Here is an 18438-nt window from a genome sequence, read left to right on the forward strand (position 1 = left end):
TATTATTTTTATAAATTATCAAACATTGCTATACTAGCGCCACAAATGATAGGTTCTTCGAGTTGTTATGAATTCTCAAATACAAAAGTTACAAAAACTGCAAAAACTTGCTTACATCTTAAGAGTATTAGTGCTGGCAACCATTGCGCTTAGTGTGTTTTATCTCGTTTATCAATACGTGAAAAATGATGCGTTAGTATTATCAACCAGCGAACTATTCACTCAGCTGTGGCAGAGTGAACAAAGTAGTCATCCTGTTTTGGCGCTGACCTTACTGCCAAGCTTTGCCATTTTATTTTTAGCGGGCTACTGGTTACAGCGCCTATTGGCGAACTTTCAACAGGGGCAGTTCTTCTGCGATGATGCGATCAAATCATTCTTTTGGCTCATTTGGATCAAAGTGATCAGCATTGGAGTGACCGTTGTTGAAGATATTGCCGTAGCCTATTACCACTCTCAATTTTTTGAAGAAACAAAACTGGTTATTGGTGTCGACCTTGGTGAAACTTTAACTATCATATTCTTATTACTTGTCGCCCACTTACTAAAACAAGCAAAGGCGATTGAAGCTGAAAACAAAGAGTTTATTTAAGCGATGGAAATTATTGTCAATTTAGATGTAATGATGGCAATGCGCAAAGTCAGCTCAAAAGAGCTGGCAAAAGCGATTGGCATTACAGAAGCGAACTTATCGCTACTCAAACGCGGCAAGGTCAAAGGCGTGCGTTTTGAAACCTTAGCCAGCATCTGCAATTACTTAGAATGCCAACCGGGGGATTTACTGGTATTCAACAAAGAGTAAACAATCTCAGCCACAGCCTAAAACCCAGCACCGTTAAGATTCAACTCGATCACGCCAGCGGCTGTGTCATGCTCAAAACGGGCGCATATTTTTAATAGACAGCACAACCAGTGAAAGCTGTTTGTCCTTTTATCGCTTCCTCCCCGCCTAAATCACGAACTTCAACAAACTACCCAACAGAAAATAACCCTAAAAAATCCCAGTTATTACCATAGCCGAAAGAAAAAAAACTATTTATAAACTAAGCTAAAAGATACGGTTAATTAACCATTGGCTTTGTATGGCTTTTACTATTGGAAGAAAAATTGGCGCGGCATTCGCGGTTATTTTGTTACTCATTATCGCCATGGGTATCACGGTTTATACCTTAACAACAGGGATTCTCACTGATTCTGAAGATATTCGTGATGATGATGTCCCTGGGGTTATTTTATACCTGCAAATCCTAGATGAAATTGGCGATATGCACAGTAATGTTGTTGAGTACAGCACTGGCGAAATTGACGAAGTTGAAGAGTTCCATTCTAATTTCAAAGAGTTTCAATATTACTTTTCTCAATTAGAACCACTAGAGCAAGGGACTGAAAGCGATAATGAGAAAATGGCGACGATAGAGCGTTTAGTCAATGATTACGCCAGTCAAATCATACGGGATGTGTTTGAAAAATATGATCCACAAGATGAGCTTTGGGCAAAACAAATTGTTGATGAGTTAGAACATAAGCAAGGGGCTGAATTAGAAAAGCTATTAGATTCGTTAAAAGAGCAAGAATATCAAGAGGCCCTAGCAGCGAAAAATATCGACCGAGCCATCAACGATGACCTTCCCGGTGTGAGATATTATCTAGAACTCGTGGATGAAGCTGGGGATATGCTTGCATCACTGAGTGATTATGTCAGCGGAGAGCTCGATGAAGAACAAGAGTTTAGAGCCAATGCCGAAGATTTTACCCGTTATTTCAATTTACTTGAGCCCCTAGAGCAAAAACCTTCTGAAATAAGAGATTTAATCACAATCAACCGTCTCTATAACGATATTGTCCTGACCGCCGATGCTGTTTTCCGTCGCTTCGATCCCAAAGTCCGGCTTAACGCCTTAGCGATTATTGACTCTCTTGAACACGATAAAATAGAGCAATTAGAGAATATCCTTGATAGCTCTTCACTGGAAGAACAGCAAGATGCAAGTACGGCATTAAATCAACTATCGCAGACCTTAACAACGGTTAACGCCATTGTCATTAGTTTAGCGATAGCGTCATTAATTATTGGCGTGCTGATTAGTTACTGGATCTCTAACACCATATTGCGCGCCGTGGGTGGTGAACCCGCTGTCATCGAAGAGATGGCGAACGAAGTCGCTAAAGGTAACATTGAACTTAACTTTGATAGCAATAATGAAACCGGGATCTATGCCGCTTTGCAGAAAATGATCGTTGCCCTTCGTATAAAAATAACCATGACAGAAAAGATCGCCCAAGGTGATCTTTCCACCGATATTCCCCTCACATCAGACAAAGATAGCTTAGGTATTGCACTAAACAAAATGCAGCTCAACTTTAAAGACATGATCGAGCAAGCCAACGCCTTTGCCAATGGTAATTACAATAGTCAAATAACCCCGCGTTCTGCGCAAGACGAATTCGGCATTGCGTTATCACACATGATGCAACAAGTAACCGATAGAAATAAACAAGTTGAATCACAAAACTGGTTAAAAACGCAAGTGGTTAAAATCAGTAAAATATCTCAAGCAGTTGATAATATAGAGAAGATGTCACAACAACTCGTCAGCGAATTGGCCACCATACTCGGCGCCGGGCATGCCGCTTTTTACATGTTGGAAGACAATGATGGAAAAAGCGAGGCAATCTTCCGTTTACTATCAAGTTACGCCTATGTTAAACGCAAAAATATTTCCAACGAGTATAAATTAGGGGAAGGGTTAGTGGGGCAATGTGCACTAGAGCAACATAATATCGTACTCACTAATGTACCAGATGATTACATAAAAATTACCTCTGGCTTGGGGGAAAAACCGCCTCTAAACATTGCTCTAATCCCAATACTGTTTGAAAACACGTGTATTGCTGTTATTGAACTTGCCAGCTTTAATCATTTCAATGACACTCAAATGGATTTTTTAGAGCAGGCTATTCCTAGCTTAGGAATCACAATGAACAGCTTACTCAGCCGCCAGCGTATAGTGGATTTATTGCAGCAATCTCAAAATCAGACAGAACAATTACAGGTGCAATCTGAAGAGTTACAAGCCACTAATACCGAGCTCAAACTCAAAGCTTCTGAGCTGAATAAGCAATCAGATCAACTGCAATTGACCAACCAAGATTTAGAACAAAAAACACAAGCACTCGAAATAAAGCAACGCGATATTGAAATTAAAAACCAACAAATTGAACAAAAAGCGGAAGAGCTATCCGTGGCAAGTAAATACAAATCAGAATTTCTAGCCAATATGTCTCATGAATTAAGAACGCCTTTAAATAGTCTCCTTCTCTTAGCAAAAGCTCTGTCTAATAACAAAGATGGCAATTTAACCCCTGTTCAAGTCGAAGACGCAAAAGTCATTTTTGAGGGTGGTAGTAGTTTATTATCATTGATTAATGACATCATGGACTTATCAAAAGTAGAAGCAGGAAAATTAACCATCAACCACGAAGCGGTCGCTTTTGATCTCTTAACGAAGAATTTAGAAAAAACCTTTACCCCTATCGCAAAAGATCGGGAATTAACGTTTACTATAGACATCGCTGATAATGTTCCTAATACTATCATTAGTGATGGTTTACGCATTGAACAAATCCTCCGTAACTTACTCTCCAACGCCATGAAATTTACTCCCCAAGGTAATGTCACGTTAACCATCGCCAACGCTGATGAAACAGTCGTTCCATCACAAAGTAAACTAAACCTAAGTGAAACAATCGCTCTCGCGGTCACAGATACTGGTATCGGCATCGCTGCTGATAAACAACAAGCCATTTTTGAAGCATTTCAACAAGAAGATGGCACCACCTGTCGCAAGTATGGTGGGACAGGACTAGGCCTAACTATTGCAAGAGAGCTAAGTCGATTACTCAGTGGGGAAATACACTTGCAAAGTCAACTTGATCAAGGCAGTACCTTCACACTCTACTTACCTAAAAAGTTAGCACTTCAACACGCTGACCACAACGTGATAGACACCCGCTCCAAACCCATGGGCAATAAAACTTTAAGTCATCATTCTCCCTTACGCGAGCCTCCTCAAGAACAACTTGTCGATACTACGGCAAATCATGCTCCACCAAGTGATATCATTGTTGATGATCGACGCAGCATTCATGCCGGAGATAAAACCGTATTAATTGCAGAATTAGACAAAAATTTAGCGTTGTTCTTATGCGAAAAAGCACGCGAAAATAACTTTAAGTGTTTATTAGCAGAAAGTGGGCGTAGTGCGATTTACTTAGCCAAGGAGTATCAGCCAACCACCATTTTCTTAGATACTGAACTTGTTGATATCAACATTAATCATGTTTTAGAGCAGCTAGACTTCAGTGCCGCCACCAAGCATATTCCAATCCACATTATTGCGACATCAGCGGATGACAAGCCGCGCTTTTTAACACAAGGACGCATGGGCTGCTTAACCAAACCAATTGATAACAACGAACTGCAGTCGGCCTTTGACAAAGTCTCTCGCTTGGTTAAAAACAATACCCGTCATATTTTATTGATAGAAGATTCAACAGGAAATCAACGCGCAACCTCACAACTACTAGAAACAGAAGACATTAAAGTTACCTGTGTCGCCACAGGCGAAGCCGGCCTCGCTGCGATTATAAAGGGGGATTTTGATTGCATTATTCTAGACCTTGGGTTGCCTGACATTAGTGGGTTTGAATTACTCGAATCGCTCCATAATCAAGACGCTCCAAATATCCCTCCTATCATTATTTATACCGGTAAGGAAATCGACAATGAACAACAACGAGAGCTCGACAAGTACTCTTCTTCAATCGTTCTTAAAGGCGCTGATTCAGCCGAGCGCTTAGTTGATGACGTATCACTCTTTTTACACCAAACCCCACTCTCTCAGGTCGAGAATGTCTGTGCGTTGCATGATGAAGAAGCCCTACTTCAAGGGCGTAAAGTACTTCTAGTCGATGATGACATGAGAAACTGCTACGCCCTGTCAAAAATGCTGATGGAGATCGGCATAGACGTTGCAATTGCAGAAAATGGCCAAGAAGCTATTGAGCTTTTAGAACAAGCTGATGATTTTGAGTTGATTCTAATGGACACCATGATGCCTGTTATGGATGGTAATCAAGCAACCGAAGCGATTCGTAAGATGGCCGCTTACCAAGAGGTGCCTATTATTGCGCTAACAGCGAAAACTATGCCTGAAGATAAAGAGAGATGCTTCGAGGCAGGCGCTTCAGAATATATCACCAAACCCTTTGTGTTTGATGAATTGGTGTCTGTCATGCGTATTTGGTTATTTCCCAACAAAGAAGAGTAGCGATAATCTTTAGCTAAGGATTATCGTTCAAACGCAACTCCCCTTTTTCTCAAATAACCAATTGATCCAGCTATTCATATTACGCACAATGCCTTATCGATTATAAAAAGTAATATGTAATGAATAAACAAGGTTCGCTCACGGTTGTCGGCACAGGGATTAAAATTGCTGGCGACATGACACTCAATACTCAAGCGCAAATCAAGCAGGCCGACATCGTTTTTACTGTGGTGCCAGATAAAGTATCAAAACAATGGCTTGCCAAGTTAAATCCAAATACCGTTGATATGACTGAGTTTTATGGCAGCAATAAATCACGGTTAATTACCTACAACGAAATGGCCAATGCTCTTGTTGAGTCAGTCAAACAAGGCAACAACGTCTGCGCCGCCTTTTACGGTCACCCCGGCGTATTTGCCTATGCAAGTCACTTAGCCATTCGTCAACTAAAAGCCCTAGGCTATCGTGCCAAGATGCAACCGGGCATTTCAGCTGAAGACTGGTTGGTTGCGGACCTTGGCATAGATCCGGGAAAAAGTGGTTGTATTAGTATTGAAGCGACCCAGTTTCTGTTTTATCAACGCACCATAGACCCCTATTCACTCCTCGTGTTATGGCAAATTGGTCTGGTTGGGGATCACACCCTCGCCTTAGATAAGACCGACAACTACCAACGTGGACTAAAAGTGCTCTCGAATGAGTTACTTAAATATTATCCGAGCGACCATCAAGTGATAATCTACGAAGCGGCTACGCTAGCATTATTTCCGCCGAGAATAGAACATATTGCCCTAGCGCAGCTACCTCAGGCGAAGCTCACTGCAATATCAACATTAGCGATTCCTCCTTACCAAGAGGCCCCCCTCGATCTTGCGGTGTTAAAACAACTGGGCTTAACACCAGAGGATATCGATAACGCGTTATCCATTGATAAATAATTCAATCCTATTACTATAGGGACTCAAATAGATATCAGAAACTCTCTGAAAAGTTAGTAAGGTATAACAAATGACAGATTTACTCGTAGAATATGTATTAGAACTTAATTCAAACCCTGAAGCACTCGCTGCTCACGAAGCGAACCCTGAGCAAGCTGCTCGCGACTTCGGCTTAGATGAGGCAGACATTCAGTTAATTCTCGACCAAGATGTAGCAGAGATACAAAAACGCTGCGACTCATCGCCAATTGATACTAAAGGCACGATGATTATGTTCTTTAAGCCGTAACCCCACCTCAAGATAAAAGTAGCGTAAATAATATGCACATGACTTTTAAAATTGTACTGTTTGTCATGACGGTGCTTTTATCTTCTGCCTTAACAGCAACTGATAATGTCACTCAAAAAAACCTAACTATTGACAATAAGTTAGCTGAAATTGAACAATTAGCTCTTTCAGACTTGGAGCAGTCCAAAAAGCTCATCTTAGCAACAAAAGCCTTGTTAGCGCAAAAATCCACACCTGCCCAGCTGGCAACGTTCAATAATTTAACGGCTTATACGCATTTATTATCCAGAGAATATGAGCAAGCGTATAAGTACCTCTCTCTCAGCCAAAAGTATGCCCTTGAAGCTAATAATGTTTATGCCCAAGCAGAATCGAAACGACTAAAAGGAGTGTTATATTCACTCACCAACCTCCCTGAAGAAAGCCTGCCTTTATTTTTAGAAGCGCTGGCCTTGCATAAACAGTTAGGTTCAAAAAAAGAGTTTCATACATTACAAGGCATCAGCCTTTACTATCGCAATCAGCATGACTTCAATAAATATTTAGAGTACGGACGCTTGCTTATTGAACACCCGCTTGTAAAAAGTGGCCCCCAATATAAAGGCACCGCCGAATATACTATTGGAGAGGGGCTCTTAAAACTAGGGCAATACGAAGAGGCAAGACCCCACTTAATCAACTCGATTCGTATATTAAACAGTATGTCATCCACTTGGGTCAGCGAAGCCTATATTTCATTAGCCGAATTAGAACTGTTAACGGGCAACACTCAGCAGGCCATCGACATACTAAACACTAGCACAGCCATGGCCACCAAAAATAGTTACTTTGCTGCCCAACTAAAAGCTGAACTACTCAGAGCTAAGGTTCATCAAACCATAGGCAATAACACTAAAGCCATTGCTATTTTACAGGCTTTGCTGCCCACCGCTAGACTCCACAAAGATCAAGCGGCAGAGCGCCAAGCTGAGCAAATGTTCGCCAGCTTATTAGAACAGCAAGGTGATTATAAAGCTGCATTGCAACATCAAATCGCATTTAAGAACATTAGTGATAACATCAATCAGAAAAACCAACAGAGTAAATCAACCTTCTTACGTGCCCGCTTAGATTTAGAGCATCAAGAGCAACAAATCAAACTGCTCAAACAGCAACAAGAGCAACAAGCGTTTCAACAAGCTCAAAAGCAACGAACATCTCAACTTCGAGATATTGCATTAGGCCTGTTCATTGTGCTCGTGCTTTTCATGGTTTACTACCTCATTAAAGCGCACAAAGTGAAGAGAAAAATGCAGCAATTGGCTCTTGAGGCTGAAACCGCAAATAAAGCTAAAAGTAACTTTCTTGCTAAAATGAGCCATGAGATACGCACGCCAATGAATGCGATTATCGGCCTAAGTCAGCTGAGTCTCAAAGACGCGCTGTCTGACAAACAGCGTGAAAACATTTCGATGGTCCATGCCTCGTCTCAATCGTTATTAACCTTACTGAACGATTTATTAGATTTTTCTAAAATTGAGGCGCACAAACTAGAACTCGAACAAGCCGATTTTTCACTGAGCGACTCGATAGACCGCTTACTAAATGTCTGTCACTTCAGTGCCCAAGAAAAACAACTTAAGCTCAATATCGTCATTGATAGTGACGTGCCCGATGCGTTTAATGGTGATGCGCTGCGCCTTGAGCAAGTGTTAATTAATCTAGTGAATAACGCGATTAAATTTACTGAGCAAGGCGATATCGCGCTTCACATTTCGCTGCTTGAACAACAGGGATCGGTTAGTCGCTTATCGTTCGCCGTAACCGATCACGGAATTGGTATCGCCGAAGAGCAGCTCGATAAGCTATTTCAAGCGTTCTCTCAATCTGACAACTCTATCACTCGGCGCTATGGCGGCACTGGATTAGGGTTAGTCATCTGTAAAGAAATCGTCGAGTTGATGTCTGGCAGTATCCATGTCACCAGTGAACTCGGCAAAGGGTCGTGCTTTAGCTTTAATGTCGTTCTTTCTAGCGGCAGTGACGTTAATTCTTCATTAATGAACCCAGCAGTCGTTAGTTTACCAGCATTCAAAATCTTAATCGTTGATGATAGCAAAAGCTCTCGAGCGCTATTGAGTGATATGCTAAACAAATTCAACCTCGAGGTTGAGCAAGCACAGGGGGGGCTCGAAGCCTTAGAAATATTAAAACAAGCGGTCACCGAACAAGCTCCCTTTGATGTCGTATTGATGGACTGGCGCATGCCCGGTCTGGATGGCTTTGAATCGATTCGCATCATCAATCAAGTGATCACAGACAATTTACCGCACTTTATCTTAATTTCTTCGTTTGATAAGAGTGACGCTGCTGATTTAAGTCGCACGACCCCCGTTGCCGATATTTTAGAGAAACCAGTCAAGCCTACACAATTAATCGCGAGCTTAGCCAAACTTGAAAAGGCCACATCAGCTCCCACGCTTCCAAAGCCAACAATAGAAAATAATGACTCTAATTCAGCGCATTTAAATTTACTGCTAGCTGAAGATAACCTGATTAATCAACGGGTCATTCAAGGGTTTTTAGAAGATCTTAATGTCACTATCGATTGTGTCAACAACGGCTTAGAAGCCGTTAAAGCCGTGCAAAAACAACACTACGATCTTGTGTTAATGGATGTGCAAATGCCGCAAATGGATGGGCTAGAAGCGACCCAAATGATCCGTCAAAAGTTTAATAATGATACGCCTATTATTGCCATGACCGCGCACAGCACCAAAGAAGACGAAGAGAAGAGTTTAAACGCTGGCATGAATATGCACCTAACCAAACCCGTCGATTCCAAAGCATTAATTGCACTAGTTCATGATTTAATGGAAAAAAAAGCAATGGCCAATACATCGGTTTAAAATAATTTATCCTCTCACCGCCCCAAACACGGGCTGTTGATTCGAATAAGCAGTTACCGCAGTTAGAACAAATAGTTGCAATATTGGGTTGCCACTATCATCCTGACGATGCCACGTTAAGCCTTCCGTCACTTAACGTTTAACGGAGTCTTTACTTCACATTAACGAAAGCGATTAGCGTGATCAACCTCTCGTTTTGATAGGATAAAGCTGTAACGTTCGTACAGCGTTAATAGAAGGGTTATAATCTAGCCGCTTTCAACTATTTCAAGGCCTTAACGTGAAACATATCACCCTCTTACTGCTCACTAGCGTCTTAATCGCTTGCAGCCACCAGCCTGATATTTACAACACTACCAACCAATCTCAGAATAATGAACAAAGTCATCAAGCACCGTATGTGCTCTTGGTATCCATTGATGGCTTTCGCTGGGATTACATTGAGAAGTACCAGCCACCCTTTTTAAGCCAGTTCGCTAAGAACAGTGCCAGCCTAAAGTCACTACAGCCTTCGTTTCCAACTAAGACCTTTCCTAATCATTTATCCATTGTAACCGGGTCATACCCACAACATCACGGTATCTTAAACAATCGCTTTCATGCTCCCGATCTCAATAAAGATTATTCAATTTCCGACCCTACTGCTGTAACTAATGGTGATTTCTATTTACGAAAACCTATTTGGGTTATGGCCGAAGAGCAAGGAATGAGAACCGCCAGTTTCTTTTGGCCAGGCTCTGAAGCTAAAATTTTTGGAAAAAAGCCAACGTACTTTGTCAACTATGACCACAATGCACCACACCAACCTAGACTAGATACGGTTGTAAATTGGTTTAAGCTGTCAGCAGCGCGCCGACCACACTTTGTCACTACCTACTTTCACGATGTTGATAGTGCTGGTCATCACTATGGCCCTAACTCACCACAAGTCGCTGCGGCCATTAGTAAAGTGGATAGCTCTTTACAGCAACTCCATCATGAACTTACAAAGCTTGATATTGCCGTCAACATAGTCATTGTGTCTGATCATGGCATGGCACAACATAACACTGGAAATTTTGAAACTCTCCCGAAAGGCTTGCAACAGCAATTCTTTAGTAAAGGCAAAGGGCCTATCGTTCACCTTTATCACAACAATAAAGTGCCATCGCTGCGTCAAGCTGATATCACTCAAGCTTTAACGCAATTAAACCAACAAGCACAACATTACCGTTGCTTTGAATATCAAACGATCCCCGTTAAATTTAATGCTCACAAGTCACAACGCATTGGTGATATTACCTGCTTGGCCAATCAAGGCTGGGCAATTGGCTTTAGTGAACACCGAATTAAGGGAGACCACGGTTGGAGTCAATTCGCGAGTAAAGATATGGACGGGATTTTCTATGCGTCGGGTCCAGCTTTCAAGCAAGGTTATCAACACCCAACAACGGAAAACATCCATATCATGCCATTATTAGCACACATATTAGGACTGCAAGTTACAGGACCAATTGACGGTAAACTGGAACAATTAACCCCATTACTCATCGATAAATAAATCGTTCAAAACCAGCAAACGCTTCAAATATTTAATTTATTTGAAGCGTTTGCTTTAGTATTAACATTGGCATTAAGTATTAATGACTCTGCACTCTAAAGACCTTATCGCCAACTCTTACGTCTTGATAGCGTGCCGGTTGCAATTCAAACGCTCCTTGCCTTAACGATTCTAATAACACGCCTCGCTGTTCGTCATTGCCCCCATTGTTCGGTAAATATCCCGTCACTTGCCAACGATTATTAACCTCATCAAGGATTTCAATGTTGCCCCAATTGTTGTTATCAAAGAATAACACCTCACTTTCTCCATCAGAGTTTAAGTCAATCGGAAATAAAGCACAGGCTTTCTCAAGACAACTCGCCACCTCAATTAAGCTAGCAAGGCGCTCTGCTGAAATTAATGGTTGCAGGGGCCACACAAATTTAGCCTCAGCTTTGTTCAAGTCATGCAAGGCATCCTGCCATTGCCACGCACTCTCACTCAATGCTAATAGGGTCAATCGGCTGTTAATTACCTCAAATTCAGAGTGTGTTGTGTCATTCGCTAATTGTTCGAGTGCTTCCTGCCCAACTTGTCCCATGCCAAATTTTAACGCACCATAATCAAATTCCAGAGCAGTGACTTGCTGTTGATGTAAACGCGCTAACTGACTATTCACACTCACCGTAAGCGGATTAAGCCACGGTGAATGACCAACCGATAACATTATAATGACGAGGCCTGTACTCATCACATTAGCCCGCTTTAACCAACAAAAGCTTGCTTGTGGCTTTATTAGCAGCGTTAAGTAGCTCAAGACGTATGCACCAATGCCCATCACCGCAAAACTTAAATACACCCGCGGTGGTGTCCAGCCATATTGCCCAACACGCAAAGAGACCGAATAAGCAGCAATCACAATTAAGATACTCAATGAGGCGATGCTGGCCAACACCAACCAACGGACGGCGCTCGGGTAAGGAAAATGTAAACACTGACTGTCTAGCGCTTCTTTTGGGTAACAAGCACCATTGAATAAGAAAATATTTAATGCAATCAGTACTAAAATTAGCGGGGTCGCGAACCCTGTTGACCACACCCCGTCTAAGCCAGAAAAAGGCAAGTTGGCCACAAAGATGACGGTTAAAAATGCCACTAGCGGTAGGAGCATTTTACAGATAGATAACAGCAAACTTTTTAATGAGGTGATGATATTTTGATAGCTCATCGCCATATATAGACCCACACCAAAAGCAGCTCCAAGCGTTGGCCAAGCAAACCATTCGTGATAAAAGATATCCTCAAACACTGCAATACCAATCACCGAAAACAGTGTCACCCACAACACAATAACGAGCCAATATAAGCTAGTAAAAAACAAGGCAAAGCCAACAATTAACACATTACTCCAGCTATGAACGAACAGCTGATGATAGGCATCATTACACCAAGAGTTTGGCTGCGTAAAACCTGCAGCGCTAAGCTGAATAAAAGGTAAAGTGATATAACTTAAAACTAGCGCACTCACTACCCATAATGGATATAACTCATCAACATCTTGTAAGGCGACATAATACGAGGTGAAGCCTAGAAACATGCTTAATACGAAAAGCGGCAACCAACTGTATCGACGACTAACCGTCGACACATTGCTTTGCAACACCTCTGGGCACAATTGAAGAAAAAGTAACATCGACATTAATCCCATATCGATACCTAGCAATAACGTTTGGTGGGCTTGCCATGAATCCCACCATGCAATATTTAACGCCAGCAATATACCTTGTAACATACCTAACAAAACGTGCACACTTAATCGATAAGGCATTACTTTCCTTAGAGTTATATAATTTTTATCATCATAAACAACCCTAGCTGACTTAACGATGAACACCAAGATAAATTAAGAAATATATCTATGGTCAGGCGCAATTGGTCAACCATATTGTTATAATCTGCTTATGATTCCCCGATAAAGAAACAGCCATGAGTTACACGCCATTAGATCAACACAAGAAAGCTTGGATTTTCCGTCAACACAGCTTACCTATTAGCGAAGAAGACAAAGCCAAAATTAAACCAATGGAAGCCCAGCGTGCGACTGTATTTTGGAATACCTTTATCAGTAAACAAGTGGACCACCCTGATTTTTTCAAGAAAGGTGACTGGCCATTCAATCCAAACACATGGTTTGAACAAGGAAAATGGGAACCCACTTGGGACAGTGACGAGAGTGATTTACCCGAGTTAATTTTAGAACACTTAACATGGCCAAATAATACGGTGGTCTATTTTTGTAATGACCGACAGCATGTCATTGAAACCACATGGGAAGTTTTTAAGCGCTGTTGGAAAAATTTCTTATTTATGGACGATGGGCCTTTATTGGTGGGAAAAAAACGTGATCAGGCAGTACAGTTTATGTCAAATGGTACCTTCCGCGTCGGTACAAAAGTTGTGAATCCAGCCAAGACATCTGTGCAATAATGACAACTAAAGCGGCATTAAAAAACAAATTACATCCAAGAAATCGCCATAAAAATGGCTATGACTTTGATGCGCTATGTAAAACCTCACCAGCCCTTGCCCAGTTTGTTGCGCCAAACAGGTTTGGCAACGCATCAATTGACTTTGCCAATGCTAATGCAGTAAAAGCGCTAAATGCCGCCATTTTAAAGCTGCAATATAAACTAGAGCACTGGGATATTCCCCAGGGCTTCTTATGCCCACCTATTCCTGGGCGAGTGGACTATATTCATTACTTAGCCGATTTATTACGCCAAACTAATAATGACAAAGTCCCTGCAGGAAAAAAAATCACAGGGCTTGATATTGGTACTGGCGCAAGTTGTATTTACCCAGTTTTAGGACAGCGTGAATATGGTTGGCACTTTGTGGCTTCAGATATCGACCCTATATCGATTAAATCAAGCCAATTGATTATTGAGAGTAACCAAGGCCTAGATTCGACTGTTAGTACACGGTTACAACCAAACGCAAACGCCATTTTCGAAGGGATCATTAACGCCAGTGAATACTTCGATTTTACCTTGTGCAACCCGCCATTTCACAAGTCATTAGCAGATGCAGCGGTTGGCTCACAACGTAAGCGACACAATCTAGGAACCAATAAACAGCATCAAGACAAGCTGAACTTTGGTGGTCAAAAGGCCGAACTGTGGTGTCCTGGTGGCGAGCTCACCTTTATTCGTAATATGATTAAAGAAAGCAAGAGTTATGGCCATCAAGTCTTATGGTTTACTGCGTTAGTCTCAAAGAAAGATAATTTAAGGCCGTTGAAACAAAGCCTCAAAAAAGCACATGCGAGTGACGTCAAAGTAGTGAGCATGGCGCAAGGCCAGAAGACTAGCCGCTTTATTGCATGGACATTTTTGAATAAGGCCCAACAACAAACATGGTGTGAAGAAAGGTTTAGTGACTAATATAACGCTTACCGCTACCTAATAACTCACAGCTTCCACCCTGAAAATGTTTACTCAGGACCTCTCAGCCGGTCATCCTGAAAGTGTTTACTCAGGATCTTTGTTTTCAGTAAAGCGAGATTCCGGCTAAAAACCTGCCGGAACAACGAGGTTGGGGTTGTCACAGCCTTCACACTGACTATGTTTACTCAGACCTCACAGCCGGTCATCCTGAAAGTGTTTACTCAGGACCCCTCAACCAGTCATCCTGAAAATGTTTAATTCAGGATCTTTGTTTTCAGTAAAGCGAGATTCCGGCTAAAAACCTGCCGGAACGACGAGGTTGGGATTGTCACAGTCTTCACACTGACTACTTTTACTCAGACCTCTCAGCCGGTCATCCTGAAAGTGTTTACTCAGGACCCCTCAACCAGTCATCATGAAAGTGTTTAATTCAGGATCTTTGTTTTCAGTAAAGCGAGGTTCCGGCTAAAAACCTGCCGGAACGACGGGGTTGGGGTATGACGAGTGACATTAGATTCAGCTATTACGCTGGTTTATCACAGCGTTTCTGCTGTGGTTCCGTCTGACAAGACTTTACCTTGTTTACTTTATTTTGTTCTTTTTCAGTAAAGTATGATGTTGTACCGACAATTAGGATAACTGCTATCAAAGCGATTAGCTGTTTCATATTAACACCTCAATCTATGTTCGATTAACTTGTATCTCACCATAACACTGAAAAAGCCAATAGATCGTTATCAATTGTAACCTTTTGTACAGTAATTATTGAAAAGGTGAGCTCGCGCTAGTAAATTGCATCTTATCCTAGCACTGACTATAACTAAAAGTTATAGTTTAATAATTTTTTCTTATTTTAGGTTTTCTATGCACGCAGTTCAGCGCCTTCATCAATATCGTGAAAGTATCGCCACTCGGCCATTTAAAGGCCGAGGCTACAAAGTTGAGCGCTGTGAAAACTGCCGTATCTCAATAAAATACTGTATTTGTCTACATAAGCCTCAGTGCCACAGTGACGCCGCTTTTCTACTATTGATGTGGGATGATGAAGTACTCAAACCCAGTAATACAGGTAGGCTCATCGCAGATTTAGTCGACGATACCCACGCTTTTATCTGGCAACGCACTGAAGTCGACCCGAAACTGCTGGCATTGATCAATGATCCCCAATATCAGCCCTTTGTTGTCTTTCCACAAGTATACGCCCACGAAGGCCAAACCATCGTCAATCATGTGCCTCCATTGGAGAACGGTAAGCGTCCATTATTTATTTTACTCGATGGTACTTGGCGAGAAGCGAAGAAGATGTATCGTAAAAGCCCATATCTTAACGGCTTTCCTTTATTATCAATCAATTTAGAGCAGCAGAGTGAGCGCTACCGTCTGCGAAAAGCAATTACCGAGGGACAATTAGCAACAGCAGAGGTCGCGGCGCAAGTACTTTATAGTTTTGGCGAAAGTGACAACGCCCAGTTATTGGATTTATGGTTTGACGTATTTAGCTACTATTCCCAGCAGGGTGCATCACAACGTCACCAAGGCAATGAGGATGCATTAGAGAAATTACAGCGATTAGCTCAAACGATTAGCTACGAAAAGGGCAATAAAAAAGCGACTAATTAGTCGCTCTTTTCAAATCGAACCTCTCATTATGATGCTTTTTTAAGCATCACGAATAGTTCATCTTTAAGGTGCAGTCGACGAAGCTTTAAGGCTTCTAGGCGCTCATCAGAAGCGGCTTCTGCTGCATCTTCAATTCTACGAACATTACGGTCAACATCATGATACTCGTCAAACAATTTAATAAAGTGACGGTCACTCATTTTTAGATCATGAATCTGTTGGTGAAACTCTGGAAATTCGTTATGTAAATGATGATTTTCAACGCTCATTTTTCTATTCCTTTTTAAATCTAACTCTTAATTAACTGTCTCCAGATTACGCCTAAACGATTAAAAAAAGTTGATCCAAATCAGGAAATAATTTGTTGTTAAAAAAATTTTTTTTCTAAAAGAATTAGACTATTTTCAACTGAGGTTCAGCTTTGGTGCCATACTATCTTAAGCATCTAGATTTTAGCTAAAGGCTTTGCCATGAAATATTTTGCTGCACTTGTTTTACTCACAGCCAGTCTAAACACTTATGCGTCTGACACCCTGTCATCATTCTTTGTGACTCATGACACCAATGGCGAAAGCACAATCTCAAGTGTGGGCAGTGGTATCATTTTCAAAGATGACTATTCTCACATGGGTTTTGCTGTAAATACTTCACTTGGTAATGCTGAAGTGCTCACTGAGGATAATTACATTGAAGAATATGTCGCTTGGGAGCTTGGATTAAAATTCGGCTATTTCTCTGATATTTCCGTTTATGGCGAAATTGGTATCGATTTGGGGGAGCTCATCTTTAATCAACATAAATATGATGATCACGATTTAGTCTATGACAATGATGACTATTTTAATAACACTAACTTTAACCACTACCACAACGAATACGACGATAGAGACCACGACCACTCAAACTCCCTTGATGCTTACATCGGCGTTGGCGCTGGCATTAACCTCGGCCATCTTGAACTAACAGGTCATGTCCGTTTGCGACAAATAGACGGTGATCATTGGAGTGCTGCGGAGTTTATCTATAGTGGTGTGCAAATGTCAGTATCATTTTAACCAGCGTCTCATGCCCCACAATCAAAGAAATCTCTTGAATAGAATATTTTCAGGATGACTGGCTGAGAGGTCCTGAATAGAACACTCTTAGGGATTATCTGTGACAATCGCCAACCCGTCGTTCCGGTACACTTTTATCTGGAATCTCGGGCTTCACCCAATCGCCAGTTGACATAAAATGTCTCATTGCTAATATGTTGTCTTTATTTGAACTCGACTTGGGCAAGACATGAAAACATTTGTAACAATGCTCGCGGTGATTTTCGCATTATTCACCACGATTCCTGACGCAGAAGCACGTAAATTTGGCGGTAAGCGTTCAATTGGTAAAACTCAAAAAACAGCGGCTGAGCAACCTAAACAGACCGACGCAGCTAAAGCTAACACTGCAACTGCGGGTAAGACATCAAGTAAGAAAGGCCTAATGGGCGGCTTATTAGGTGGTTTACTGGCCGGTGGTTTAATCGCAGCTATGATGGGAGGAGCTTTTGAAGGCTTCCAGTTCATGGACTTCCTAATCATGGCAATCATTGGTTTTGTCTTATTTAAACTATTCCGCAGTATGAGCCAAGCGAAAGCGAGTGCACAAAAGCCCGCATATGCCGCTAACCAAGCACAGTTTAGAGAACAGCAGCAACCACAAAACCCACAAGGCTCGGGTTTAGGTGGTGGTTTTGCTAACTCAGCCGATCAAGTTCCATTTAACCTACCAACAGGTTTTGATCTTAGTTCATTCCTTGAAGGTTCGCGCGGTCACTATAAGACACTACAACAAGCGTGGAATGACAATGACTTAGAAAAGATTCAAGAGTATGTTTCTAACGAGTTATACAACGAGCTTAGTAAAGAGCGACGCGAACTAGAAACGACACCTCAAACCGAAGTGATGTTCTTAGATGCGGAGTTAGTACGTGCTGATAACAACGCACAAGTAGCTGAAGTTAGTGTCAAATTCTCAGGTCGCTACCGTGACACAGTTGAAGGTATCGAAGAAGATATCGCTGAGGTATGGCATTTAGAGCGTCAACTTAGCCACGCTGATGCACCATGGTTAATCGTTGGTATTGAGCAGTAATTTCTAACACCCTTTAACCGTTTAAAGCGAGAATAGTTGTAGAGACTATTCTCGCTTTTTTATACTCTTTTCTAACTGCTTATTTTAATTAACAGCAAGATCCTGAATTAAACACTTTCAGGATGACGCTAAGTGACAGCCCCAACCCGTCGTTCCGGCATGCTGTTAGCCGGAATCTCGCGCTTAACTGCAAAACAGAGATCCTGAATTAAACACTTTCAGGATGACGCTAAGTGACAGCCCCAACCCGTCGTTCCGGCATGCTGTTAGCCGGA

General features: G+C 41.7%; 15 protein-coding genes. 12 read left to right on the forward strand and 3 right to left on the reverse strand.

Annotated features, from left to right (window positions below):
- Window positions 1-67 precede the first annotated feature (67 nt).
- From Q8W26_RS14185 to Q8W26_RS14215, 7 genes are all read left to right on the forward strand, one after another.
- A complete protein-coding gene (locus Q8W26_RS14185; protein WP_101215577.1) occupies window positions 68-592 on the forward strand; it encodes a DUF2975 domain-containing protein in 525 nt (174 codons plus the stop codon).
- Window positions 593-595: 3 nt separating this feature from the next.
- Complete coding sequence (locus Q8W26_RS14190; protein ID WP_101215578.1) at window positions 596-802, forward strand: helix-turn-helix transcriptional regulator; 207 nt, start codon at window positions 596-598, stop codon at window positions 800-802.
- A gap of 280 nt (window positions 803-1082) precedes the next feature.
- Complete coding sequence (locus tag Q8W26_RS14195; protein ID WP_101215579.1) at window positions 1083-5330, forward strand: response regulator; 4248 nt, start codon at window positions 1083-1085, stop codon at window positions 5328-5330.
- Between the two features lie 119 nt (window positions 5331-5449).
- Window positions 5450-6268 carry an SAM-dependent methyltransferase gene (locus tag Q8W26_RS14200; protein ID WP_101215580.1) on the forward strand — a complete coding sequence of 273 codons (819 nt, stop codon included), beginning with the start codon at window positions 5450-5452 and terminating at the stop codon, window positions 6266-6268.
- Window positions 6269-6338: 70 nt separating this feature from the next.
- On the forward strand, window positions 6339-6557 hold the full coding sequence (locus tag Q8W26_RS14205; protein ID WP_101215581.1) for a hypothetical protein: 219 nt from the start codon (window positions 6339-6341) through the stop codon (window positions 6555-6557).
- Window positions 6558-6595: 38 nt separating this feature from the next.
- The gene (locus tag Q8W26_RS14210) at window positions 6596-9445 is read left to right on the forward strand and encodes a response regulator (protein ID WP_305473668.1); all 2850 of its coding nucleotides are present in this window, start codon (window positions 6596-6598) and stop codon (window positions 9443-9445) included.
- 280 nt (window positions 9446-9725) lie between these two features.
- Window positions 9726-10985 carry an ectonucleotide pyrophosphatase/phosphodiesterase gene (locus Q8W26_RS14215; RefSeq protein ID WP_101215583.1) on the forward strand — a complete coding sequence of 420 codons (1260 nt, stop codon included), beginning with the start codon at window positions 9726-9728 and terminating at the stop codon, window positions 10983-10985.
- Window positions 10986-11064: 79 nt separating this feature from the next.
- On the opposite strand, the gene Q8W26_RS14220 is transcribed toward Q8W26_RS14215, so the two are convergent.
- A complete protein-coding gene (locus Q8W26_RS14220) occupies window positions 11065-12795 on the reverse strand; it encodes a DUF4153 domain-containing protein (RefSeq protein ID WP_101215584.1) in 1731 nt (576 codons plus the stop codon).
- Between the two features lie 158 nt (window positions 12796-12953).
- Between Q8W26_RS14220 and Q8W26_RS14225 the strand changes: the two genes are divergently transcribed.
- The gene (locus tag Q8W26_RS14225; protein ID WP_101215585.1) at window positions 12954-13454 is read left to right on the forward strand and encodes a DUF2947 domain-containing protein; all 501 of its coding nucleotides are present in this window, start codon (window positions 12954-12956) and stop codon (window positions 13452-13454) included.
- A complete protein-coding gene (gene rlmF, locus Q8W26_RS14230; RefSeq protein WP_101215586.1) occupies window positions 13454-14410 on the forward strand; it encodes a 23S rRNA (adenine(1618)-N(6))-methyltransferase RlmF in 957 nt (318 codons plus the stop codon). Before Q8W26_RS14225 ends, rlmF begins: the two co-directional genes overlap by 1 nt.
- Window positions 14411-14936: 526 nt before the next feature.
- Here rlmF and Q8W26_RS14235 read toward each other — a convergent pair.
- The gene (locus Q8W26_RS14235; RefSeq protein WP_305473670.1) at window positions 14937-15080 is read right to left on the reverse strand and encodes a hypothetical protein; all 144 of its coding nucleotides are present in this window, start codon (window positions 15078-15080) and stop codon (window positions 14937-14939) included.
- A 197-nt stretch (window positions 15081-15277) separates the two neighbouring features.
- Here Q8W26_RS14235 and Q8W26_RS14240 point away from each other — a divergent pair, with 197 nt between their 5' ends.
- Window positions 15278-16033, forward strand: a complete 756-nt coding sequence (locus Q8W26_RS14240) for a tRNA-uridine aminocarboxypropyltransferase (RefSeq protein ID WP_101215587.1) — start codon at window positions 15278-15280, stop codon at window positions 16031-16033.
- 26 nt (window positions 16034-16059) lie between these two features.
- Here Q8W26_RS14240 and Q8W26_RS14245 read toward each other — a convergent pair whose 3' ends face one another.
- A complete protein-coding gene (locus Q8W26_RS14245; protein WP_101215588.1) occupies window positions 16060-16302 on the reverse strand; it encodes a YdcH family protein in 243 nt (80 codons plus the stop codon).
- 201 nt (window positions 16303-16503) lie between these two features.
- Between Q8W26_RS14245 and Q8W26_RS14250 the strand changes: the two genes are divergently transcribed.
- Together Q8W26_RS14250 and Q8W26_RS14255 are read left to right on the forward strand one after the other, a co-directional pair.
- Window positions 16504-17088 carry a hypothetical protein gene (locus Q8W26_RS14250; protein WP_101215589.1) on the forward strand — a complete coding sequence of 195 codons (585 nt, stop codon included), beginning with the start codon at window positions 16504-16506 and terminating at the stop codon, window positions 17086-17088.
- A 229-nt stretch (window positions 17089-17317) separates the two neighbouring features.
- Window positions 17318-18163 (forward strand): Tim44 domain-containing protein, encoded by an 846-nt coding sequence (locus Q8W26_RS14255; RefSeq protein WP_101215590.1) that lies wholly within the window; start codon window positions 17318-17320, stop codon window positions 18161-18163.
- The last annotated feature ends 275 nt before the right edge of the window (window positions 18164-18438 follow it).

This window comes from Psychrobium sp. 1_MG-2023 (assembly GCF_030689115.1).
Classification (GTDB): Bacteria; Pseudomonadota; Gammaproteobacteria; order Enterobacterales; family Psychrobiaceae; genus Psychrobium.

Coding starts and splice junctions, on each gene's coding strand:
- Q8W26_RS14200 (WP_101215580.1), top strand. CDS start 5,450: ATGAATAAACAAGGTTCGCTCACGGTTGTCGGCACAGGGATTAAAATT.
- Q8W26_RS14205 (WP_101215581.1), top strand. CDS start 6,339: ATGACAGATTTACTCGTAGAATATGTATTAGAACTTAATTCAAACCCT.
- Q8W26_RS14255 (WP_101215590.1), top strand. CDS start 17,318: ATGAAAACATTTGTAACAATGCTCGCGGTGATTTTCGCATTATTCACC.
- Q8W26_RS14210 (WP_305473668.1), top strand. CDS start 6,596: ATGACTTTTAAAATTGTACTGTTTGTCATGACGGTGCTTTTATCTTCT.
- Q8W26_RS14185 (WP_101215577.1), top strand. CDS start 68: ATGAATTCTCAAATACAAAAGTTACAAAAACTGCAAAAACTTGCTTAC.
- rlmF (WP_101215586.1), top strand. CDS start 13,454: ATGACAACTAAAGCGGCATTAAAAAACAAATTACATCCAAGAAATCGC.
- Q8W26_RS14195 (WP_101215579.1), top strand. CDS start 1,083: ATGGCTTTTACTATTGGAAGAAAAATTGGCGCGGCATTCGCGGTTATT.
- Q8W26_RS14235 (WP_305473670.1), bottom strand. CDS start 15,080: ATGAAACAGCTAATCGCTTTGATAGCAGTTATCCTAATTGTCGGTACA.
- Q8W26_RS14245 (WP_101215588.1), bottom strand. CDS start 16,302: ATGAGCGTTGAAAATCATCATTTACATAACGAATTTCCAGAGTTTCAC.
- Q8W26_RS14190 (WP_101215578.1), top strand. CDS start 596: ATGGAAATTATTGTCAATTTAGATGTAATGATGGCAATGCGCAAAGTC.
- Q8W26_RS14225 (WP_101215585.1), top strand. CDS start 12,954: ATGAGTTACACGCCATTAGATCAACACAAGAAAGCTTGGATTTTCCGT.
- Q8W26_RS14240 (WP_101215587.1), top strand. CDS start 15,278: ATGCACGCAGTTCAGCGCCTTCATCAATATCGTGAAAGTATCGCCACT.
- Q8W26_RS14250 (WP_101215589.1), top strand. CDS start 16,504: ATGAAATATTTTGCTGCACTTGTTTTACTCACAGCCAGTCTAAACACT.
- Q8W26_RS14220 (WP_101215584.1), bottom strand. CDS start 12,795: ATGCCTTATCGATTAAGTGTGCACGTTTTGTTAGGTATGTTACAAGGT.